General features: G+C 68.2%; 13 protein-coding genes. 8 read left to right on the top strand and 5 right to left on the bottom strand.

Annotated features, from left to right (window positions below):
• Positions 1–139: 139 nt before the first annotated feature.
• Positions 140–4285: an OmpA family protein gene (locus tag ACSQ27_RS16310; RefSeq protein ID WP_436156547.1), complete on the bottom strand. Its 4146-nt coding sequence runs from the start codon at positions 4283–4285 to the stop codon at positions 140–142.
• A complete protein-coding gene (locus ACSQ27_RS16305) occupies positions 4282–11931 on the bottom strand; it encodes an SdrD B-like domain-containing protein (protein ID WP_436156546.1) in 7650 nt (2549 codons plus the stop codon). Before ACSQ27_RS16305 ends, ACSQ27_RS16310 begins: the two co-directional genes overlap by 4 nt.
• A gap of 298 nt (positions 11932–12229) precedes the next feature.
• Here ACSQ27_RS16305 and ACSQ27_RS16300 point away from each other — a divergent pair, with 298 nt between their 5' ends.
• The 3 genes from ACSQ27_RS16300 to ACSQ27_RS16290 all read left to right on the top strand — a co-directional run bounded on the left by ACSQ27_RS16300 (position 12230) and on the right by ACSQ27_RS16290 (position 16631).
• Positions 12230–12937, top strand: coding sequence for a response regulator transcription factor (locus ACSQ27_RS16300; protein ID WP_436156545.1), 708 nt, complete (start codon positions 12230–12232; stop codon positions 12935–12937).
• Between the two features lie 76 nt (positions 12938–13013).
• Positions 13014–14687: a FecR domain-containing protein gene (locus tag ACSQ27_RS16295; protein WP_436156544.1), complete on the top strand. Its 1674-nt coding sequence runs from the start codon at positions 13014–13016 to the stop codon at positions 14685–14687.
• A gap of 6 nt (positions 14688–14693) precedes the next feature.
• On the top strand, positions 14694–16631 hold the full coding sequence (locus ACSQ27_RS16290) for a CHASE2 domain-containing protein (protein WP_436156543.1): 1938 nt from the start codon (positions 14694–14696) through the stop codon (positions 16629–16631).
• A 21-nt stretch (positions 16632–16652) separates the two neighbouring features.
• On the opposite strand, the gene ACSQ27_RS16285 is transcribed toward ACSQ27_RS16290, so the two are convergent.
• From ACSQ27_RS16285 to ACSQ27_RS16275, 3 genes are all read right to left on the bottom strand, one after another.
• Positions 16653–17600, bottom strand: coding sequence for a succinylglutamate desuccinylase (locus ACSQ27_RS16285; RefSeq protein ID WP_436156542.1), 948 nt, complete (start codon positions 17598–17600; stop codon positions 16653–16655).
• Positions 17600–18592 (bottom strand): Bug family tripartite tricarboxylate transporter substrate binding protein, encoded by a 993-nt coding sequence (locus tag ACSQ27_RS16280; protein WP_436156541.1) that lies wholly within the window; start codon positions 18590–18592, stop codon positions 17600–17602. Before ACSQ27_RS16280 ends, ACSQ27_RS16285 begins: the two co-directional genes overlap by 1 nt.
• Before the next feature lie 87 nt (positions 18593–18679).
• Positions 18680–19573, bottom strand: a complete 894-nt coding sequence (locus tag ACSQ27_RS16275; RefSeq protein ID WP_436156540.1) for a LysR substrate-binding domain-containing protein — start codon at positions 19571–19573, stop codon at positions 18680–18682.
• A gap of 273 nt (positions 19574–19846) precedes the next feature.
• Here ACSQ27_RS16275 and ACSQ27_RS16270 point away from each other — a divergent pair, with 273 nt between their 5' ends.
• From ACSQ27_RS16270 to ACSQ27_RS16250, 5 genes are read left to right on the top strand one after another with little or no spacing between them, the layout of a single operon-like run.
• The gene (locus tag ACSQ27_RS16270) at positions 19847–20635 is read left to right on the top strand and encodes a beta-ketoacyl synthase chain length factor (protein ID WP_436156539.1); all 789 of its coding nucleotides are present in this window, start codon (positions 19847–19849) and stop codon (positions 20633–20635) included.
• Positions 20628–21419 carry a lysophospholipid acyltransferase family protein gene (locus ACSQ27_RS16265; RefSeq protein ID WP_436156538.1) on the top strand — a complete coding sequence of 264 codons (792 nt, stop codon included), beginning with the start codon at positions 20628–20630 and terminating at the stop codon, positions 21417–21419. Before ACSQ27_RS16270 ends, ACSQ27_RS16265 begins: the two co-directional genes overlap by 8 nt.
• Positions 21394–21666, top strand: coding sequence for a phosphopantetheine-binding protein (locus tag ACSQ27_RS16260; RefSeq protein ID WP_436156537.1), 273 nt, complete (start codon positions 21394–21396; stop codon positions 21664–21666). The genes ACSQ27_RS16265 and ACSQ27_RS16260 overlap by 26 nt, the downstream gene beginning before the upstream one ends.
• Before the next feature lie 20 nt (positions 21667–21686).
• The gene (locus ACSQ27_RS16255) at positions 21687–21950 is read left to right on the top strand and encodes an acyl carrier protein (protein ID WP_436156536.1); all 264 of its coding nucleotides are present in this window, start codon (positions 21687–21689) and stop codon (positions 21948–21950) included.
• Positions 21943–22509, top strand: coding sequence for a hypothetical protein (locus tag ACSQ27_RS16250; RefSeq protein ID WP_436156535.1), 567 nt, complete (start codon positions 21943–21945; stop codon positions 22507–22509). The genes ACSQ27_RS16255 and ACSQ27_RS16250 overlap by 8 nt, the downstream gene beginning before the upstream one ends.
• Positions 22510–22513: the final 4 nt, after the last annotated feature.

Here is a 22513-nt window from a genome sequence, read left to right as displayed (position 1 = left end):
CAGATTAATGTTCAGGAATTATCAGAGTACATATGAGTTACAACGCCCGCCCCATCAGCATTAGGTGTTCATTGCGGCGCTTTCTTTTGTAAGTGTGGGTTGATAGAGACAAGCGGCACGCGCAGTGGCCGCCCCACCCTCAATACGCGGCCAGCACGTTCAAAAACCAGCCACGGCTGCGGTAAGACAGATCGGTCAAATCATCCGAGTACTGCGTGAAGTTGTAACCCACACCCACCTTGACGCCCTTGCCGAGGTGGCGGTAGATACCGAGCAGCGCGCCGGCTTTTGCATCCTGGGCTTCGGTGGCGCGCAGGTTGCGCAGCTCGACCAGAGCGTCCCATTCCTTGACCAGGTGCAGGTCGGCGCGCAGGATCAGCAGGTCGGCACGGCTGGAGAACCATTCGCCGCCGGCCACCGGTGACTTGAGTTCGCCGATACGGAAGGCGTACTTGGCGCCGACCGACAGCCAGGGCTTCACGTCGTAAATCGTGTCGACCGAGAAGACCTGGCTGCGCTGTGCGTAGTCGGCTGCCTGGCCCGAAGGCGTGAGCTGGCCGGCGGTGGGCACGTTGTTCAGGTTGGTGTACTTGAACAAGGTGTTCCAGCGGTCGTTGTCGACGGGCCGGTAGGCGCTGCCGATGACAAACTCATGGTAATTGCCGTCGACGAAGGCGCCCTGGCTGTTGCTGGAGCGCGAGACGTTGAGCTTGCCGAGCAGGCGCCAGGCCGGGTCAACCTGCAGGCCGACGGTGTTGCGCATGAGCCAGGTCGTGCGTTCACCCGAGATGTTGCCTTTGTCATGGCGCCACTCGAGGTTGCCGCCGTACTTGAGGCCGTCTTTTTTGTAGCCGATGGAGCCGCCCAGTGCGCGGCGCTTGAGGTCGCCGGCCAAAGGATCGGAGACGGTGCCGAACTCGACTTTCGCGCCAAAGTTCCAGCGGTCGTTGGGCGACCAGTCGGTGCCGAAGGCCTGCGTCAGGCTTTGCGGGCCCGCGCCGTTGACGGAGCGGCCTTCGCCAAACACGCGCAATTGGTCGGACACGCGCGTGCTCGCGCCTGAGACCAGCGTGCCCTGGCGGCCGCGCCAGGCGACGTCGGGGCTTTCGGTTTCCACGGTGTAGGCCAGGTAGGCATTGCTGCGGTCGGAGATGCGGTAGTCGGCGCCCAGTTTGCCGCCCACGCCCATGCTGCCGCTGGAGGCTTCGCCGCTGAGTTTCACGCGTTCGCTGACTTGCAGCGCGCCGCCCAGGCCGACGCGGTTGTTGGGATCGCGCGTGTCGTCGCGCTCGAGCGTGCCCTGCACATAACCGTAGGCCTCCCAGTCTTCCTTTTCGCCGGGCTTGCCGCCCTGGCGATCAGGCCGGTAGTCGGCACGCAGTTGCGCATCGGTGCGCGAGCCGGTTTGCGACAGCAAGGGGCTGGCGTTCGGTACGACATTGGAGCGGTCGTCGGCGCGCACGCCGACGGCGACTTCCCATTCGCTGTTCAGCGTCTGGCGTACCGCGAGTTCAGCGTTCTGGCTGTCCTGCAAATCGCCATCGCGCTTGTCGGCCTTGAGCAGGATGCGCGTGCCCGGCATCACTTCCACGTCGGCGGAGGCACCGGCCTGCTTGACGGCTTCGCCGCCAATGCCGATCTGCCCCGGGGCCGAGTAGCCGCGGTCGCGGTTCTGCGCGTAGGCGGTGACCTTGCCCTTCATGCTGTCGGTCACTTCGGCCAGGTCGACCGAGGCTTCGAGGCGTTCGGCGCCGGCCGACTGGATGGCGCCGCTGCTCAAGGTGTTGAAGCCGAAGCCGCCGTCAATCGAGGTCTGCGCGCCGTTGCCCGGGCCCTTGGAGCGGGCCGCCTCGAACTTGAGCCAGGTACCGGGCTTGTAGCGCAGCGTGCCGTCCACGCCTTTGAGCGTCTGGCTGGAACCGGTTTCGCCCTGGTGGTAAGTGCTGGCACCCAGCTGGAAGTGGTCGTTGATCCACTGGCTGGCGCGCAGGCCGGTCGAGAGGTTGCTGATGGCGGTGACGCCGGGCGCGAACTCATAGGTCGTGACCAGGTAGACCGGCTGGCCGCCGACCGCCGAGGTCATGATCAGGCCGGCGCCGCCGCCGGTAGCGGACAGCGGCGACTGCAGCAGGATGCGGCCCTGCAGGTAGTTGACCTCGTAGTCCTGGGTGGGCGCGAGCTCGCGGCGCTCTATCACCATGCCGGAATCCTTGTCGCGCACTTCGATCCATACCCGCTCCGAACCCTGGGTGATGTCCAGGTGGCGCAGGTAATAGATGGAGCCGCCGGTGCCGCGGAACTCTTCGCGCGAGGCCAGGGTGCCCGGGTCGGCCGCGAAGGCGTCGATCTGCGTGCGTTTCTCGCCGTAGGCCGTGGCTTCTTCCGAGCGGTGGCGCAGCTGCGCGCCGTACAGGCCGCGCGAATATTGCATCAGCTCGGTGCCGCTCCAGGAGGTCTGGAAGTTGCCCCACATGACGTGCGAATCGCCTTTTTGCAGCTTGACGAAAAACTTGCCCTGCGTGGGCGCGTCGTCCACGGTGGTGCTGTCGTCGCCGTAGACCGGGTAGTACAGGTTGGGGTCTATGCTGCGCAGCAGGTACTTGGGGTCCTTGCTCGAGAAGTTGGAGAACAGGTCCTCGATGGGGCCTTCGCGCGTGTCGGCCGACGCCGTCAGCAGCCACTCGCCCTTGATCTTGCCCTTGAGGTAAAAAGCGGCGCGGCCGTCGACGTAGACCTTGTCTTCGTAGTGGCTCAGGTCGCCGGTCACCAGCTTGGCGGGGCCTGAGACATTGTTCTTGCCGACCGTCAAATCACCGAGTGCCAGGTAGAACCAGTCGTCGGCCGCGATGTTGAGGTTGCGGCGGAAGGTGGTGGCCTTGCCGTCGGTCTCCTTGAGCGTCACTTCCACCGACTGCGGGCCGGCCGGCATGATCTGCTTCATCGCAAACTTGCCTTGCGCGTCTATGGGCAGCTCCAGGCCCAGCGCCTCTATGCGCTGGCCCGGTTTCAGGTTTGTGCCGTTGACCGTGACCGTGCCGCCCGCCACCGGGATGTTGCGCAAGGCCAGGCTGTTCTCGCCATACCCCGTGAGGCGTTCGCGCTCCAGCTTGTCCTGGTCCTCATTGGCCGGCATGGCGCGCGCCAGCAGGTTCAGCGCCTTGAGGCTGGTTTCGTCGAAGCGGCCCTGCGCGTCGTAGACACGCAGCAGGTAGAACACCTGGTCGCCCGCGGTGTGGGCCGGCACCGTCCAGCGGCTGGCGCCCGACCATCCGATCGGCACGATCTCAAACGGCTGCTCCTGGGTTTTCTGCCCGGGGCGGAAGAGGCGCAGCTCGGCCTTTTTGATCCACGGAATGTAGTTGGACCAGGCGCGGAATTCCACGGCTTCGCCCTTGACGGCCGTGCCGGGTGTGGCCCAGGCGTTCATCAGCGGCACGGCGGCCAGGCTGTCGTAGCGGACCTGGATGTCCGCCCGCTCAAGCGCGACGTCGGCGCAGCGCTGGCCGTCGGCCTCGTTCGGAATCTCGGCCGTGTTGATGGGCTCGCCGTCGATGGTGATGCGGAAGGGCACATTCGACTGGCCGACCGATTGCGGCGTGCACGGCGGCAGCGTGGCCGCGGGCGGCGGCACAGGCGCGGCTGCCAGCGCCGCGGGCTGGAACCACACGCGCAGTTCGACACGGCGGTTACGGGCCATGCCTTCGGGTGTCGCGTTCGAAGCCAGCGGTTGGCTTTCACCCTCGCCCTGGATCGAATAGGTGATCGCGGGGTTGTTGAGGACTTGTTTGAGATAGGCGGCCACCGCCAGCGCACGTGCTTCGGACAAGCCCTGGTTGTCCTTGAAGATACGTTTGGTCTCGGGCGCCAGGCGCTGGTTGTCGGTGTGGCCGACCACGGCAATGCGTGTGGTCGAAGACATTTTGGCTTTTGCGCCAATACCCGCGGCCATGGAATCCAATACCGCACGGGCCTCGGGTGTCAACTCGGCTTTTCCGGAAACAAACAGGTTGGAACCACCGATCTCCTGGAGTGAACGATCGACCTGCGCAGGGCGTGCGGGCACTTGCGCGGCGAGGCTGCGCATGGAAGCAGCCTCTTCGCGCGTCACGCCCGAGGGCATGGGATAGGCGATGGCGGGCTGCTTTTCCGCCGGCGGCGGCACGCTGAACAGGTCTATGCGCCCGTTGTCGATCCGTTTGCCGCTGACTTCGGTGGCGGCCCAGGTCGATGCGCCCGCGCAAAGCAGGCCGGCGGCGACGGCTATCGCATGTGTACGGAAATTCATTTCGCCGTCTCCAGCTCGGTTTCAATCATCAGGGGGTGCAGGGGTTCGCTTTCGGCGGACTCATTCCCGTCTTTCCTCTTTCGTCTGGCCTCCCACAAGGCCTGTATTCGCTCACTGACCGCAGCCACGCGTTTTTCGGCAAGGCCGGCCGCCTCGCCGCTGTTGCGGTAGGCGATGCGCAGCACCGACGGCCGGGCCGCGAGTTGCTCGGGCAGCTTTTGCAGGGTGGCGAGGTAGGCGGGCTGCAACTCGGTGCTGTCGTTTCCGCTGAAGGCGGCGCCCGAAAGCTCAAGCCGGACCACGCGGTGCACGGTGGCGCCGAAATTGAGCTTGACCATCTTGCCGCGCGTCACACGCACGTCGCGCGGATTCTCCGTGGTCAGGCGGTAGCCCGAGGGCAAGGTCCGCTCGTCCACCTTCATGACGAAGTTGGAACCGCGGTCGGCGTTCGGGATCGCCGCGCAGGCGACGTGGAAACGGCCGTCGTGGTCGCTGGTGACCAGCAGGCCGCGCGCCGTGGCGATGCGCACGTTGGCGATGCCGGGCTCGTCCTGGTCCTGGTAGCCGTTGGCGTTCTTGTCGTCGAAGACCTTGCCGATGATGTCGGAGCAGTCGAAGGTCGGGTCCGGCACGACACGCACGGCGGCCGTCGCGGTGTTGGATATCTGCGCATTGACCAGGGCGTTGCGGGCCGCGACCTGGTTGGTGTAGGTGCCTTCGGACACGCCGGTGCCGACCACCAGCAGCATGCGCCAGGTCTTGCGTTCACCGGCGGCGAACACCTGGTTGGCCCAGGTCAGGTTGCGGCCGCTGATGGCCGGCTCCAGCGCCGCGCCGTTGAGCGAGGCCGAGCCGGTGCGGTAGCGAAAGCCCGCGGGAATCAGGTCCACCACACTGACGTTGCCGAGCACGGCGTTCAGCGTGTTGGTGGCGGTGATGGTGTAGGGCACCAGGTCGCCGCGCACCACGTTGACCAGCGGCGTGCTCTTGGTCATCAGGATGGCGCCGCCCAGGATGGGGTCCAGCGGGATGTGGTTGTTCAGCACGTTGGCGGAGCCGGGAATCGCGGCAAAGGTGAACGTGAAGAAGTACTGCGTGGTGGCCGCGCCGCCCGCCAGGGCCAGCGTGTTGTTGGGGCAGGCCGCGGGGTTGTGCTGCGGCACGCCGGTGCCGGGCGCGAAGTTGCTGTTCTGCACCAGCGCCGGGTCCGGGCTGGGTGGCGCCAGGCCGACGCCCAGGGTGGCCGTGCAGGCCGGGATCATGGCCGAGGGGCCGGGCAGGTAACCGGCCGGCGAGGTCACGGTGAGCGTGTACAGCGTGCCGCCCACGGGCGCGCCGCCCAACAGCAGGAACTGGTAGGCGCCGTCCGCGCCGGTGGTCTGCGTCAGGCTGCCGCCAATCACGTCGGCCGCGGTGAGGCCGGGTGCGGAGAGTGTCACGACGGCGCCGGGCACGGGCTGCCGGGTGACGGCGTCGTAGACCACGCCGCTAGGGTCCAGCGGCAGGCTTTGCGCCACCGTGGTGGTGCCAGCGGCCAGGGTCAGGCCCTGCAGGGTGCCGTCGGTGTTGTTGGCACCGGCGGGATTGGCGTTGGCGTTGGGCGTGCCATTGGTATACGGCAAGCCGGTTTCATTGGGCACCGGGCGGCCGTAGATGCGGCCGCTGGTCGGCTCGCGGAAACGGATCTGGTAGCCCGTGCCGGGCGCCACGCTCGGGAAAGCGTAGGCGCCCCTGGCGTCGGAGGTGGTGGTGCCGACCACCACGCCGCCCAGCGTCAGTTCCACGATCCAGCCGGGGACCAGGGGCTCGCCGGGGTCCTTGATGCGGTCATGGTTGAGGTCGCGCCATACCGTGCCGCGCACCGCGGCCACGTCGGAGATCACCGTGGGGTCGGTGGCGGTGTTGTTGCCGTTGAAGCCGGCGGGCTCATTGCCGCCCGAAACCACGGCCGTGTTCACCAGCACCTGGCCGGAGAGGCCCGCGGCAACCGCCACGCGCACCGTGAAGACAGGGGCGGTGCCGCCCGCGGCGATCACGCTGGCGGTGGTGCAGGTGACGGTGGTGACGGCGCTGCTGCAGGACCAGGTGGCGCCGCCGGCGACGGCGGCCACCGTCATGCCCGCGGGCAGGGTGTCGACCACGGTGATGGTGCCGGAGGTCGCCACCGTGCCGACGTTGGAGACGGTGATGGTGTAGAAGCCGGTGCTCGAGCCCTGCGCGAAGCTGACCGGCGAATGGGTCTTGGCGATCGCGAGGTCGGGCGCGGCGCCGGGGATCTCGGCGAAGTTGTTGTCGGCCGACACGGCATTGGCGGTGGCCAGCGGAATCGCCGAGATAGCGGACACCGGGTTGGCCGGCAGGGTTGCCACGCCGCCGGTGCTGCCCGCGAGGGTCTGGCCGTTGGTCGTGCCCGCCGCCTGCGGCAGCGGCTGCGTGACGGTGTAGTTGCCTTGCGCCAGGCCGGTGAAGCTGTAGCGCCCGTCGGCCGTCGTGGTGGTGGTCCTGGAAACGGCCAGGCCGTTGATGTCGGTGCCGGTCAGGTTAATGGTCTGCCCGCCTATGCCGTGGTCGCTGCCGTTGACCGCGCCGTTGTTGTCGTAGTCCAGGAAGACCCGGCCGGAGATCGTTCCGCCATTGGCCACTTCGGCGAAGTTGTTGCCGGACGAGACCGTGTTGGGCGGCAGCACGAGGGTGCTGATGCGGCTGGGCGTGACGGCCGGCGTGGTGGCCGTGCCGGGCGTGCCGCCATTCGGTACTGCACCGGCGGTGGTGATGCCGTTGGAGGTTCCGGCGGGCTGCGCGGGTTCCACCACGGTGTAGGAGCCGGGCAGCAGGTTGCCGAAGCTGTAGCCGCCCGCGGCGTCGGTGACGGTGGTCGCCAGCAGCGCGTTGGTGCCGGGGTCACGCAGTTCAATCGTCACGCCGGGCAGCGGGTCGTCGGCGCCATCCTGCACGCCGTTGTTGTTGAGGTCCTTGAAGACCTTGCCGTTGATGGTCGAAGGCGCGACTTCGGCGAAGTTGTTGTTGGCCGAGCCGGAGATTTCGCCGCCCGCGCCGTTGCCGTTGAGCGTGATGTTGGTGACCTGGCTGCTGGTCGCGGTCGGGTTGGACGCGGTGCCGGCCGTGCCGGTGCTGCCGTTGATGCCGCTGATCGGGCCGGCCGTGGTGATGCCGTTGGTGGTGCCCGCGGGCTGCGCGGGCTGGCACACGGAATAGCTGCCGGCCGCCAGCGACGAGAACAGGTAGTTGCCGAGCGCGTCGGTCGTGCCCGTCGCCAGCAGCGCGCCGCTGCAGTTCACGCCGCTGCGCAGCTCAATGCTCACGCCGGCGATGGGCGTGTCGGTGCCGTTCTGGAAAGTGCCGTTGGGCGTCGGGTTGTTGTCCTTGAAGACCTTGCCCGAGATATAGCCCAGGGTGCTGATGGTCAAGGGTGCGTTGGCGGGCGCCTGGTTGTTGCCCAGGTTGGTCTGCAGCGCGCCGGCCGGAATGTTGTTGGTGTGCGTGCCGGCGGTGAGGCCGGTCACGTTGACGTCAATCGTGCAGCCGCCCGCGGGAATGGTGCCGCCGCTGTTCAAGCGCACGCTGGTGGCATTGGCCGCGGCGACCACGGTGCCGCCGCAGGAGGTCGTCATGCCGGGCGTGGCGGTCAGCTGGATCTGGCCGGGCGCAGTGGGCAACACGTCATCAAAGTTCGCGCTCAGCGTCATCGCGGTGGTGTTGGCATTGCCCAGCACGATGCTCAGGCGCGAGGTGCCGCCCGGTGGGATCACGGCCGGCGAGAACTGCTTGCCGACGGTGGGCGGGGTGGAAACAATCAGCTGCGCGCTGGTGGGCTCCTCGTTGCTCACGCCTTCGTTGGTGGTGATGCTGCCGGTGGGAACCGTGTTGGTGTAGACGCCCGAGATGTTGCTCAGCACGTTGACCGTGACCGTGCAGGAGCCGGCCGCCGCGAGCGTCGCGCCGGTCAGGCGCACGCTGGTCGTGGAGGCGGCCGCGACGACGGTGCCGCCGGCGCAGGTGGTGGCCGCCGCCGGCGTGGGCGCGACCACCAGCCCCGCGGGCAAGGCGTCGGTCAGGGTCATGCCGGTCAGGGGCGTGTTGTTGGGGTTGTCGAAACGCAGGATCAGCACGGCCGGCGCGCCGGGCGCCTTGCTGTCGGAGCCGGTGGTGAAGCCGACCGGGTTGCCCGCGTCCAGGGTGCGGGCGCTGAAGGCCTTGTGCACCACCACCGGCGATTTGGCGCGCAGCGTGTCGCTGGTGGGCTGCGTGTTCGTCAGCGGGTTGCCGCCGGCGCTGGCGGTCAGCGCGTTGGCGGGAATGGTGTTGACGTAGTCGCCCTGGGCCGCGACGAGCACGTCGATTTCAACCTGGCAGCTCGCCGGCGTGTTGCCGGCCGCGGCGGGGATGGTGCCGCCCGACACCTGCACGCTGTTGACGGTCGAGGACACCGTCGCGCCCTGGCAGGTCGTCGTCGGGTTGGCGCCGCTGGGCACGGTCACGCCGGCCGGCAGGGTGTCGGTGACGGCGAGCGCGCTGACGGGCTGCGAGAGCGGGTTGTAGAAGGTGATGCGCAGGCGCGAACGTTCGCCCGGCTTGACCACGTTCGGCGTGAATTGCTTGACGACGCCGATGTTGGCGCTGATGGCCAGGCTGGTGGTCGCCGGGTTGCTGTTGCTCAGGTTCTGGTCGGTCACGATGGCGCCGGCCGGAATGGTGTTGGTATTGCCGCCCGTCACGGTGGAGGTGACGTTGACGCTGAGCTGGCAGCTGGCGTTGGCCGCGAGCGCAGCGCCGGCCAGGCTGACCAGGCGGGTGTTCGCCACCGCGGTGACCACGCCGCCGGGGCAGGTCGTGGCGGGCGCGGGGTTGGGCGTCAGCACCCAGCCGTTGTTGGTGCCGCCTGCCGTGCCGCCCACGGTGAAGTAGTCGGTGAAGCGCAGGTTGGTGACCGCCTGCGTGCCGTTGGCGATGTTGATCGTCAGGCGGCTGGGCTCGCCCGGAAAGGTCAGCGAGCTGATGGAGGTGGTCTTGCTGACCGCGATGCCGGTGGGAGGGGTGAACAGCAAGGTGCCGCTGACCGGCGCGACGTTGCGCACACCACCGTCGGCCAGGATGGAATCGGGCGGAAGGGTGTTGACCCAGTTCGCCGCACCGGTGGCAACCACGTCGAACAGGAAGGCGCAGTTGCCGCTGCCCGCGATGCTGGCGCCCGTCAAGGAAATGCTGCCGGCGCCGGCGGCGCCGGTGATGGCCGTGGGGCCGGCGCAGGTGGTCTGCCCGTTCGGCGGGTTGGCCAGCACCATGCCCGCGGGCAGAGGGTCGGTCACGCTCACGTTGGTCAGGGCCAGCGCGCTGGCGTTCAGCAACTGCACCGTGACGGTGGACTTGCCGCCCGAGGACACGTTGGCCGGGTTGAAGCTCTTGGCCGCGCTCAGGGCCGAGGTGTAGGTCAGCGTTGCGGTGTTGGTGGTCACGGGGACCAGCGCCTGCGTGCTGCCGTTGCCGAAGGTCTGCGTGCCGCCCACGGTGGCGGTGTTGGGGTAGACGCCTGCCGGGCCGACGACGTCGACCTGCAGCACGCAGCTGCCGTCGGCGCCCAGGCCGTTGCCGGCGCGCGCGGGCACGGTGCCGCCGTTCAGGCCCACCGAGGTGGAGCCGGCAACCGCGGTGATGACCGGGCTGCCGCAGGTGCTGGCCGCGTTCGCGGGATTCGCGATGCGCAGCTGCCCGCCTCCGCTGTTGGCCAGCTGCAGCGTGTCGGAAATCGAGACGTTGCTCAGCGGGTTCGCCGACTTGTTCGTCAGCGTGATGGTCATGCGGACGATGGTGCCCTCGGCGAACGTGTTGACGCCGGGAGACGATTCGGCGAAGGCCTTGGTGGCCGCCATCACGGGGGCGTTGGTCGTCACGCCGGTCGAGTTGGAAGCGCCGCCGTTGCAGGTCGCGCCGGCGTTGTAGCAAACGCCGCCGGCCGCAATCGTGTTCGCCGAAGACGCGACCGCCGTGGTGGACGTCATGGCCCACATCGTGATGACGCAGGCGCCCGGCACGCTGACACTGGCGCGAGCCGGAAGGGTGTCCACCGTGAACACCGCCGTGGAGCTGCCAACGGGACTCGCGGAATTGACGTTGCCGCAGGCTGCGCTCACGGTCGGGGTGTAGTTGATTCCGCCTATCGTGCCGGTCAGAAAGGTCTGGCCATTGGTGAAGTTGTCGGTCACCGTGAAGTTGTTGATCACGCCGGCGCCATAGTTCTGCACCGTGACCTGGTACTGGATCGGGTTGCCGGGCGCGACCGGGCTGGCCGGCTGTGCCGACTTGAGCACGCGCAGGTCGTCGGCCACGAGGATGGTGGCCGAGGCGCTCTGGCTCTTGATGGCGGCGTTGCCCACGTCGACCGCGCCTTGCGGGATGTTGTTGGTGTAGGTCACCGGAACGCCCGAGGCCTGGACAAAGCCGGTGTAGTTGACGGTGACCGTGCAGCTGCCGTTGGCGGGAATGGTGCCGCCGGTGAGCCGCACGCCCTTGTTGCTGTTGATGGCGGCGGCCGCGCCGCCGGCGCAGCTGGTGGACGCCGAGGTGACGTTCAGGCCGGTAGCGGGGTTCACGCCGCCCAGGCCGTCGATCGGGCTGTCGTCGAAGGTGGTGACGTTGAGCGGCGTGCCGCCGCTGTTGCTCAGCGTGATGGTGAGGCTGCCGGCGGAACCGCTGGACAGCGAGGTGCCGGAAAAGGCCTTGGCCACGCTGAGCGGCGACCTGGCGGTGATGTTGGCCTGCGCGTTGGCCTGCGCGGGGATGCCCAGCGCATTGCTGAAGTCGCTGCTGCGGTTGATCAGGTTGCTCTGGGCGTTGGTGGTGTACTGGCCGTTGGTCTGCGACGCTTCCACGGCGACCACGAACGTGCAGCTGCCGTTGGCGGGAATGTCGCCCGTGCCGGTCACGCTGGTGGCGCCTGCCGCCGGCGCCGGGTTGAAGGCGGGCGCGGGCCCGCTGGTGCAGCTTGCGCTGGCGCCGGGCACGGCGGCTACCTTGATGATGGCGCTGCCACCGAGCTGCGGAAAGTTGTCGGTGATGCTGAAGCCTTCGATCGCCACCGGGTTCGGGTTGGTCAGCGTGATGGTCAGGTTGGTTGCCGCGCCTCCGAGCACCACGGTGGAACTGCCGAAGGCCTTGGCAATCTGCGGCTGCTGGAGCGCGCGCACGTTGAAGGTCTGCGAGACGTCGCCGCTGTTGCTGCCGGCGCTGCTGCTCACCGCGCCGTTGAGGATTTGATAGGCATAGGAGGTCGCGTTGCCGGTCGAGGTGCCTGCGGTGACCGGGATGTCGATCACGCACTGGCCGTCGATTCCGCCGGCGGCGGCCGGAATGCTGCCGCCCGTGAGGTCCAGCACCTGCGTTCCGAGGGCTGCCGTGAACGCGCCGCCGCAACCGTTGGTGACCGCGCCGGCCACCTTGAGGCCGTTGGGCAACAGGCCGGGCAGGCTGTTGCTGAACGCCACGTTGGTCGCCGCCACCGGATCGCTGTTGGACAGCGCGATGCGCAATGTCGCTATTTCACCCGGATAAATACCCTGTGCCGGAATCACGGCCGTCACCGAGGCGGTCAGGGCAAAAGCGGCCGCCGGCAGCAGTCCCAGACCGAGCAAAACGGACCCCGGGCGGATCCAGGAAGCCGGGGTCGGCAGCTTGCACAGGGGTTTCGCGCAACGTCGGAATAGTTCGAGCATAGTTGTGACAGGAGGTAATAGGTACTAGCGCGGCGGATGATAGGAGGCCTGTCACAAACAGAGGGTAAATCCTTGTTTACACTTACGAATTACCAACACTCGAGGCGAAAAGGGGTGGGCAGACAGTTGTCAGACCACTAAACTTGCAAAGCTCCAAACCCCAAAACATGTAACTGCAAGTAACGATTCGGCTTAATCCGCCGGCACCTGAATCCGTATGCCCCACACCTCCGCCCCCCGAATCGCCTACCTGGAGGACGAGCCTGAAACCGCCGAAGCGGTGTGTGGATGGATCCGGGAAGCCGGCCTGGCGGTGGACCTGTTCAGCCGCGGCGCCGACTGCGCCCGGGCCGTGGAAAGAGGGCAGTACGCGGCCTGCCTGCTGGACTGGCTGGTGCCGGACATGTCGGGGCCCGAGGTGCTGACCAGGCTGCGGCTGCAGCTCAAGGACGCCTGTCCGCCGGTGATTTTTCTGTCGGCGCGCGACAGCGAGGACGACGTGGTGCAGATGCTGTCGGCCGGCGCGGTCGACTACCTGGTCAAACCGGTTTCCCGGCCCATCCTGCTGGCGCGGCTCAATGTCGTGCTGCACCGCTCAGGGCTGAAACAGGAAACACGGCGCAGCGCCTGGGGGCCGCTGGAAGTGGACTTCAGCACCCGGCAATGCTTTCTGGAGGGCCGGCGCGTGGAGCTGACCGACCTGGAAACCGATTTCGCCCTGCACCTGCTGCAAAACGTGGGGCGCCTGCTGACGCGCTCCCACCTGCTGCTGACGGTCTGGGGGCACAACACCGACGTGGAGTCGCGCAAGGTCGACGTACAGGCCAGCGCCCTGCGCAGAAAGCTCAGGCTGTCTCCGGAGTCGGGCTGGCGCCTGGTGTCGGTCTACGGCCAGGGCTACCGTCTCGAGTGGCTGCATGACTGAGGTCCACTCACCCTCTTCCCGCCAGTTCGAGCCGGGCCCTCGCCCTCGCGGGCCGGCATGTTCCGGAAGCCTTTCCATGTACAAAAAAATTGCCGCCGGCGGATTTCTGTCGCTTGGCATCGCCGCCTTCGCACCGGCCCAGCCTTTGCCCGCCGCCGGCGTGCCCGACAAGGCGTCCAGCGCGCCGGCCTGGCTTTACAGCGTGCGCCCCGGGGACACGCTGATCAGCCTGGGCCAGCGCCACCTGGTGGAACCGCAGCGCTGGGACGTGGTGCAGCGGCTCAACCGGATTGCCGATCCGCATCGCATCCCGCCCGGCACGGTGCTGCGCATTCCCGCCTCCATGCTGCGCAGCAGCCCCGGCCAGGCCACCTTAAAAACGGTGCACGGCAGCGTGCGCTGGCGTGAGCCCGAGGGCGCGTGGAAAACCGCGTCCACGGGACAGGTCTTGTCGGTGGGCGCCGAGCTCCAGACCGAAGCGCTGGCCAGCGCCACGCTGGAGCTGGCGAACGGCACGCAGCTGCGCGTGCACCCGGGCTCGACGCTGGTGCTGGACACCCTCAGCCTGTATGCCAACGGCCTGATGGCCGACACGCGGGTCCGCCTGCTGCGGGGCCAGACGGAAATCACCGACAACCCGGGAAAGCGAGCCCAGCAGAATTTGCGCGTGCTGACGCCCAGCGCCCAGGCGGTGGTGCGCGGCACGGTGTTCCGCGTCGGCGTGGAAGCCGGCCAGACGCGCGAGGAAACCCTGGAAGGGTCCGTCGGCGTGGATGCCACCGGAAAGACCGTGGTGGTGGGGCCCGGCTTCGGCACGGTCGCGCGCCCGGGCGAAGCGCCCTTGCCGCCCCGCGCCCTGCCCCGCGCGCCCGACGTGTCCGGCCTTCCGACGCGCCTGGAGCAACTGCCGCTGCGCTTTTCATCGCCTCCCGCGCGCGGCGAACAAGGCGCTGTCTTGTGGGGCCAGGTTTCCCAGGACAGCAACTTTGACGCCATCCTCGCGGAAAGGACTTCGGCGCCGGGCTCAGGCGTCCTGAGTTTCGCCGACCTGCCCAACGGCCGCTACATCCTGCGCGTGCGCGCCCTGGATGCGCTGGGCCTGCAGGGACTGGAAGCGCGGCACGGCTTCACCGTCGCCGCCCGCCCTTTCGCCCCCGCCTTGCAGGCACCGGGCCGCGCCGCCACGGTGCGCTCGCCGCGCCCGGCCCTGCGCTGGACCAGCGCGGTGGACGCCGCGCGCTACCGCGTGCAAGCCTCCAAGTCTGAAGATTTCGCGCAAGCCCTGCTGGACCAGCCCGTGGCGCAAACCGAGTGGCTGCCCACGGACGACCTGCCCGAAGGCAAGCTGCACTGGCGCGTGGCCAGCATCACGGCGCAGGGCGAACAAGGGCCGTGGTCTGCCGCGTCGTCCTTCAGCTACAAACCCGCGCCGGGGATGCCCGACCTGGGCCAGGCCGCCCTGCGCTACGAAACCGACGCGCTGCTGCTGGATCTGCCCGCGCCGCCGGCGGACCATCACTACCGGGTCTCGGTGTCGGCCACGCCCGGCATGGCGCCCGAAGACCAGCAACAGGACTCCTTCGACGGCGCGGTCCGCCTGCCCCGTCCCTCGGGCGGTACGCATTTCCTCGGCGTCCGCCTGGTCGACAACCAGGACGGCACCGCCGGGCCGCCCATGCTGCAGAAGATAGACGTGCCCTCGCGCCATCCCTATCTATGGCTGCTGGGCTTGCCGCTGTTGCTGCTGTAGGCCGGCATGCAAAACACGCCTCCGCCCCGCAGCGCGCACAGCCTGCGTGAACTCCTGGGCATGGGCCTGGTGCTGGCCGCGCTGGCGCTGGGGGTGAGCGCCAGCGGCTGGCTGGCGCGCATCGACCATTTTGTCTTCGACCTGTCGCAGCGGCTGGGCGCGCAGCCCGCGCCGTCCGGCGTGGTGATCGTGGCGATCGACCAGGCCAGCCTGCAGGAACTGGGCCGCTGGCCCTGGCCGCGCCGCGTCCACGCCGAGCTGCTGCAGCAGATATGCCGGGCTTCGCCGAAAGCCGTGGCGATGGACATCGCCTTCAATGAGGTCGGTGACGATACCGCCGGCAACCAGGCCCTGGCCAAGGCCATGCGTGCCTGCGGCAACGTGTCGCTGCCCGTTGTGATGGAAAGCGCCCGCCTGGGCGGCCAGTTGCTGGAGTCGCCGCCGATCCCGCTGCTGGCCCGGTCCGCCGCCGGCCTGGGGCGCGTGAGCGTGCGCCTGGACGACGACGGCGTGGCGCGCGGCGTCGACCTGTGGGAAGGCGTGGGCAGCGCCGACTGGCCCCTGCTGGCGCAGACCGCGCTGCAGATCAGCGGCTGGCAGCCTCCGGCCGATGCCGCCCACCTGCAGCCCGGCGATGCGGCACGGCCCGTCACCGAGCAGGCACCCACACTGGTGCGGCGCGAGCCGCGCCTGCTGCGCTTTGCCGGCCCGCCGGGCACGATTCCCACCGTCTCGGCGGCGGAACTCATGCGCCCCGGCGAACCCGCGCAGGCACTGCGCGGCAAGGTCGTCTTCGTGGGCGCGACGGCGGCCGGCATGGGCGACATCCTGTCCACGCCGGTCACCACCAACGGCGCCGCCATGCCGGGCGTGGAAGTGCTGGCCAATGTGCTGCTGAACCTGCGCGACGACCGTTTTATCGTGCCGCTGGGAAGGGCCTGGACGCTGGCGCTGAGTGCCGCGCTGGCGCTGGTGCCGCTGCTGTGGGCACTGCGCTTCATGCCGCTGCCGGGCCTGCTGGTCAACACGGCATGGTTTGCGGCGCTGGTGGCCTTCAGCGTTGCCCTGCCCCTGGTGTCCGGGCGCTGGTTCGCGCCCTCGGGCGCCCTGGTCGCCGCGATCGCGGCCTACCCCTTGTGGAGCTGGCGCCGCCTCGAAACGGCCAGGCGCTACCTGGACTGGCAGCTCCATCAATTGACCGGCGCGGCGGCGGACAGCCCGTTTCACCGGCTCCGGTTCGAGCAGCGCATCGACCACGTCAAGCAGGCGCAGCAGCGCTTTCACGACCTGCACAAAGAGCGCGAAGAGACCCTGGCCTTCCTGTCACACGACATCCGCGTGCCCCTGGCCGCCGCCGTGCAGCAGCTGGGCGGCGGAACGCTGGACGAAACCCACCAGCACCGGCTTTTCCAGCAACTGCGCCGCGCGCACAAGCTGGCGCAATCCTTTCTGTCGATTGCCCGCGTGCAAAGCCTGGAGCAGAAAGACCTGCGCGAGATCGACCTCGGCAGCGTCGCACACCAGGCCACCGACGCGGTCTACGAATCGGCGCAGGGAAAATCCGTGCGCCTGCTGCGCCACATCCCCGATGAGCCGGTGTGGATACGCGGCGACTTCCACCTGATCGAGCGCGCGCTCGACAACCTGCTGCACAACGCCCTGCGCTTCTCGCCCGCGGGCAGCACCGTCACCCTGACGCTGGCCCTGCAAAACGGAAAAGCCGAACTGTCGGTGGCCGACCAGGGGCCCGGCGTCAGCGCGGAAATGCTGCCCCACCTGTTTGAACGCTTCAGCACGCAAAAAGCGGCGCAGCAGACGGCCCACGGCACCGGCCTGGGCCTTTACTTCGTGCACAGCGTGGCCGAGCGGCACGGCGGCCAGGCGGGTTATGAAGCCCTGGCACCCACGGGTGCGCGTTTATGGATACGGCTTCCGATGCTGTAGCGCTTTACGCGCTTTCCAGGCTCAGGCCCGCCGCCCCAGCCGCACCGTCGTCACCCCCGGCCGCAATTGCCGCAGCGAGGGCATGACCAGCACGCAGTCGTCATAAGGCGTGAGCACTTCGCGGCCCGCATCGACGGCGATCATGGTGCCGGCTTTGCGGATGGTTTCGCCGCCGGTGTAGTTTTCGCGAAAACTGAAATCCATGGACGTCGCCACCACACGGTCGGTGACCACCACAGGCGCGGGCGGCTCCCGGTCGGGGAGCAGCCAGCCGACAGGCACTTCGCGGCGGGCCAGCGCGCCGGCCTGCACCAGGAAGCGCATCAAGGTGTCGCGCGCGGCGCTGACGGCGCGCGGGTCCCAGTGCTGGCCGGCCTCCAGCAACAGCGCGATGCGCCCGCCTTGCTTGTTCGCAAATTCGCCGTAGTCGCGCATGCGCACGCCGTTGGCATGGCCGGCGTCGACGATGACTTGCCCCGCGGTGCGCAAGCCCTGGGCAAACGCGATGTTGCGCGCCAGGGTGCCGGTGACCAGCAAGGGCGCGCAGGGTTCGTGCATGGAATGCAGGTCCAGCAAATGCGTGGCGCGGTCCACAAAAGGCCTGATCTGGCGCGCGCGGTCCAGCTCGGCGCTGCGGCGCGGCCCGTCGAGCACGTCGGCGGCCCAGACGCGGTTGAAGTCTTCGTCGACAAAACGCGAGGCGTCGGGCTGGGCGGTGTCGAAGCGCTCAAAGGCGGCGACGTTGCAGAAGGCCAGCGTGACCCGGCCGCACGCCGGTTGCCAGCCCGCGGCCAGCAGTTCGGCCAGCGCGATGGCGCCCGAAAATTCATTGCCGTGCACCAGCGCCGTGACCAGGATCTCGGGGCCGGGCGCGGCGCCGCTTCGCTCATGCACATAAGGAACGCCGGTGGGTGACTTCGCCCAGCGCGCCAGCTTCGGCGGCAAGGTCAGGACCGGGTGGTGTTGCATCAGTTCGCAGCCCCGGTGCTAACGGCCTTGTTGACGACGGCGCGCACGCGCTGGGTTTCGGCGCGCACAAAAGCCGTGAGCGCCTGGGGTGTGCCGCCTTCGTTGGAGATGCCGGCTTTTTGCAGTTTTTGCCAGACGGCTTCCTCGCGCAGGATGTCGTTGAGTTCACGGTTGAGCCGCGCGACCATAGGCGCCGGCAGTTTGGCGGGGCCGAAAAGGCCGAACCAGACGTTCATGTCATAACCCTTGAGCCGGGGATTCTCGGCCAGCGCGGGGATTTGCGGGGCGGCGCGCGAGCGTGTGGGCGTGGTGACGCCGAGCGGAATCATCCTGCCCGACTCGATATGGGGCAGCGCGGAGGACAGCACCGAGACGCTGAACTCGATGTTGCCGCCCAGCAGGTCCTGCAGTTGCTGGCCCGCGCCGCGGTAAGGCACGTGGCGGAAGCTGGTGCCGGCCATCAGGTTGATGAGTTCACCGGACACGTGCAGAGGCGTGCCTATGCCCGAAGACGCAAAGCTCAGCTGGTTGCGTTCGCGTTTGGATTTGGCGATGGCTTCTTCGATGGTCTTGACGCCGGTCTGGGTGTTGGTCACAAACACCATGGGCGTGACGCCTATCAGCCCCACCGGCGCCAGGTCGGTTTCGCCGTTGTACTTGATGGCGGCGTTGTAGAGCCTGGCGATGGACACCTCGCTGCCCGAACCCAGCAGCAGGGTGTAGCCGTCGGGATTGGCGCTGACGACCTTTTGCGCGCCTATGGTGCCGCCGGCGCCGCCGACGTTCTCGACGACGACGGGCGTGCCCAGGCGCTTGGCCAGCGGCTCGGCAATGATGCGCGCGACCAGGTCCACGCTGCCGCCGGCGGGGTAGCCCACCACCAGCGAGATCGGCTTGGCCGTGGGCCAACCCTGGGCCTGGGCGGTGGAAAGGCCCGAAAAGGCCAGCAACGCCAGCAGGGCGCGGCGGGAAAAGGTGGAATGTGGGGGCATGACGACGGTCTCCTTGTTTAGTGGAGCCAGTCTAGGAAGCCCTCCCTGGACGCCGCATGCGCATCACGCATGGGCGCATGCGGATCATCAGTTTGTGCTTGCGGCCCAGATTTTCTGCACCAATTCGTTGCGCGGGCTGCGATTGCGGTACAGCCGTATCTCGAAGCGCACGGCCAGCGCCTGCGGGTCGGCCGCGACCAGCCGGCCGCTGCGCAGGTCGTCGCCGACCAGGCCGCGCGGCAGCCAGGCCAGGCCCACGCCCTGCAGGGCCTGCTCATGCAGGGACTCGGCGAAGTCGGACTCGGTCACGGTGTACAGGAAGAACTCGCGCGCATCGCGGCTCAGCCCGTCCTGCAGGACCTGGCCGAGCGCCAGCGTGGGCGCGTAACCGAGCACGCGCGCCGGCTCGCGCGCGCTGCCGGGCAGGGTATGCAGCGCCTGCCCGTCGGGGCGCGGCGCGCTCACGGCCACCAGTTCGTCGGTGCCCAGGGTCAGCCCCTCGAAAGCCTGGTCGTCCAGCCGCATGGGCAGGCGCGGGTGCGTGAAAGACAGCAGGAAGTCGGCCGCGCCCTGCTCCAGCGCAGTGGCGCCTTCGTGGATGGAGCCGGTGAGGATGCGCAGGCGGAATTCGCCGGCGCCGCGCTTGACGCGCGCCAGCCAGGCCGGCACGGTGGTGCGCGACAAGGTGCGGCCGGTGGCCAGCGTGACCCAGTCGAGGCCGCCCTGCGCATGGCGTATGCGGGCGCGCACGTCGCCCAGGCCGTCCACGGCGCGGCGCGCCACGGGCAGCAGTTCTTCGCCGGCGGCCGTGAGCGCCAGCGGCACGACGGCGCGGTTGACCAGGTCGGCGCCGGCCCAGAGCTCCAGCGCGCGCACGCGGCGCGAGAACTGCGGCTGGGTCACGTGGCGCAGTTCGGCGGCCCGCGAAAAGCTGCGCTCGCGTGCCAGGGCGATGAAGTCTTCCAGCCATTTATGGTCCACGGCAGCACCTTGTTGGGAAAATGAAACGATGGTATCGCCTGGGCCTGCGAAAAACGCTGCGGGTCTGGCTACTGGTTTCCCCCGATTTGCCTCGATTTACCTCTGGCGAAGAGCGCCAAACTGTGGGTAAAAGGCGTCAGGGCGGGGCCTGGGCCCGTGTAAAATCGCCCAAAACACAAGAGGGCGCCGGTATCCGGGGCCACAAGGGGGGCACGGTGAATGGTTTGTGATCGGCCCGATCAGTCATTGAGGTCATCCACCCACGAGTCAGTTTTGCGCTTCGAATTCATCATTCTCGAATGGTCGGCCTATGCCGACGGGCTCACCCGTCATGACGACTGGCTCAGGTGGGCCAAAGGCTTTCCCCAGCTTCCCCGTCCCCTGGTGGAGACCGTGCCCGCGCTCGCGGAAATGCCCGCCATGATGCGGCGCCGCGTCGACCGCCTGGGCCGCCTGGCCTGCCAGGTCGCCTACTGGTGCCAATCCCCCGCCGGCGCGCCCATGGTGTTCGCTTCGCGTTACGGCGACGCCACCCGCTCCCTGGCACTGCTCGGCGACCTGGTGCAGGGCCAGCCGCTGTCGCCGGCCGGTTTCGGCCTTTCCGTGCACAACGCCGTCTCGGCCCTGTACTCGATTGCCCAGGGCCATACCGACAACACCGTGGTGGTGGCGGGCGGCCGCGCCAGCGTCGCGGCGGCGCTGACCGAAGCCGCCGCCCTGCTGGCCGACGGCGCGCCCGAGGTGCTGGTGGTGTATTACGAAGCGCCCCTGCCGGATGGCTATGCCGAATTTGAAGACGAGCCCGCCTGCGAATACGCCTGGGCCTGGCGCGTGGCGCGTCCAGGGACTTCGGGTCAGAACGCTTCACCGGCACTGAGCCTTGAACTCTGCGGCGATGAGGCCGACGGCATCGCCGACCCCGGCACCGCGGGCTGGCCCGCCGGCCTGGCCGTGCTGCGCCACTTGCTCCAGTCCATTGCTTTGCGGGACATCACCGCTCCCGCGCCGCTGCTGCGCCATGACAGGGCCGGCACAAGCTGGCGCTGGAGCGCCCATGCTTAGGCGCCTGAATTACGCCTGGCGCCTGTTTGCGACCGCGCTGAGTTTTACCTGTTTCGGGCTGGGCGGCCTGCTGCTGTGGATTGTGGTGTTCCCGGCGCTGTCGCTGTTCATCCGCGACCCTGGTCGCCTGTCGGTTTCGGCGCGCTGGGTCATCCACCAGTCCTTTCGCGCCTTCGTGGGCCTGATGCACGGGCTGGGCATCTTCAGCTACGAGACGCACGGCCTCGAAAAACTCAAGCGCCAGGGCCTGCTGGTGCTGGCCAACCACCCGTCGCTGATCGACGTGGTCTTCCTGATCTCGTTCACCGCCCGGGCCGACTGTGTGGTCAAGGCTGCGCTGGCGGCCAATCCCTTCACGCGCGGACCGGTGCTGGCCGCGGGCTTTATCTGCAACAACGGCGGCCCGGCGATGGTGGAAGACAGTGTGGCCTCGCTGCGCGCGGGCAACAACCTGATCATCTTTCCCGAAGGCACGCGCACGCCGATCAACGGCGCGCCCGGCAAACTCCAGCGCGGCGCCTCCAACGTGGCGGTGCGCGGCAAGGTGGACGTGACGCCGGTGCTGATCCAGTGCAACCCCTCCATGCTTGCCAAAGGCGTACCCTGGTGGCGTATCCCGGCGCGCCGCCCGCATTTCCGCATCGAGGTGCGCGACGACATGCCCATCGCTTCCCTGGTGGACAGCTGCGGCAGCGAGGCCCTGGCCGCGCGCCGCCTGACCGAACACCTGGCCGACTATTTCACCACGGAGACACGCAGTGACCCAAGACACGCAAACGCTTGAAAGCGAGATCAAGGAACTGATCATCAGCGCCTTGGCCCTCGAAGACCTGACGCCCGACGACATCAATGCCGCCGAGCCGCTGTTCGTCAAGGGCCTGGGGCTGGACTCCATCGACGCCCTCGAACTGGGACTGGCCCTGCAACGGCGCTACGGCGTCAGCGTTTCGGCCGATTCCGAGGAGACGCGCAACTACTTTTCCAGCGTGCAGGCGCTCGCGGCCTTTGTCGGCTCGCAGCGCACGCGTTGATTTCACTGCAGGACGCCATCATGACCAAAAACGAAATATTCCAGCGCATCGTGACCATTCTTGTGGAAACCTTCGGCATCGAAGCCGAGCGCATCGTGCCCGAAGCCCGGTTGCGCGACGACCTGGACATCGACAGCATTGACGCGGTCGACCTCATGGTGCAGCTCAAGCCGCTGGTGGGGCAAAAGCTGCAGCCCGAAGCCTTCAAGATGGTGCGCACCGTGAGCGACGTCGTCGACGCCCTGCACAAGCTGACGGCCGGGCATGAGGCGGCGGATGCCTAAACATGTCATCGGCGTACTGCTGGCGCTTGTCACGCTGGCTTATCCGCTGATTGTTTACCTCAGCCTGGGCCGGCTTGAGCCGCGCTGGCTGGCCTTGCTGCTGCTGGGCCTGGCGCTGGCGCGCCTGGTGGTGAGCCGCACGGCGGTGACCTGGGGTTTTGCCGCCGGCGCCCTGCTGCTGGCCGTCTTCAGCTGGGCCGGCAATGCGTGGATGCCGCTCAAGCTCTACCCGGTGGTTGTCAGCGCCGTGCTGCTCGCGCTGTTTGCCGCCAGCCTGGCTTATCCGCCCAGCGCCATCGAACGTTTTGCGCGCCTGCGCGAGCCCGATCTTCCGCCTGAAGCCGTGGCCTACACACGCCGTGTGACGCAGGTGTGGTGCCTGTTCTTCATCTTCAACGGCATCACGGCTTTCGCCACGGCGCTGTGGGCCAGCGATGCGACCTGGACGCTGTACAACGGCCTGGTTTCCTATTGCCTCATGGGCGTGCTGATGGCCGGGGAGTGGCTGGTTCGGCGCCGCGTGCGCGCCCGCATTGCCGCCAGCAGCGCGCAGGGCTGACAGC

It is taken from the genome of Polaromonas sp. LjRoot131, assembly GCF_964252805.1.
Taxonomy (GTDB): domain Bacteria; phylum Pseudomonadota; class Gammaproteobacteria; order Burkholderiales; family Burkholderiaceae_C; genus Polaromonas.
The sequence above is the reverse complement of the archived record's forward strand: the minus strand, read 5'-3'. Positions and strand labels throughout refer to the sequence as shown.

Bases quoted from the DNA above. Each gene is read 5' to 3' on its own strand.
- ACSQ27_RS16310 (WP_436156547.1), bottom strand. From the start codon at position 4,285: ATGAATTTCCGTACACATGCGATAGCCGTCGCCGCCGGCCTGCTTTGC.
- ACSQ27_RS16300 (WP_436156545.1), top strand. From the start codon at position 12,230: ATGCCCCACACCTCCGCCCCCCGAATCGCCTACCTGGAGGACGAGCCT.
- ACSQ27_RS16295 (WP_436156544.1), top strand. From the start codon at position 13,014: ATGTACAAAAAAATTGCCGCCGGCGGATTTCTGTCGCTTGGCATCGCC.
- ACSQ27_RS16290 (WP_436156543.1), top strand. From the start codon at position 14,694: ATGCAAAACACGCCTCCGCCCCGCAGCGCGCACAGCCTGCGTGAACTC.
- ACSQ27_RS16285 (WP_436156542.1), bottom strand. From the start codon at position 17,600: ATGCAACACCACCCGGTCCTGACCTTGCCGCCGAAGCTGGCGCGCTGG.
- ACSQ27_RS16280 (WP_436156541.1), bottom strand. From the start codon at position 18,592: ATGCCCCCACATTCCACCTTTTCCCGCCGCGCCCTGCTGGCGTTGCTG.
- ACSQ27_RS16265 (WP_436156538.1), top strand. From the start codon at position 20,628: ATGCTTAGGCGCCTGAATTACGCCTGGCGCCTGTTTGCGACCGCGCTG.
- ACSQ27_RS16255 (WP_436156536.1), top strand. From the start codon at position 21,687: ATGACCAAAAACGAAATATTCCAGCGCATCGTGACCATTCTTGTGGAA.
- ACSQ27_RS16250 (WP_436156535.1), top strand. From the start codon at position 21,943: ATGCCTAAACATGTCATCGGCGTACTGCTGGCGCTTGTCACGCTGGCT.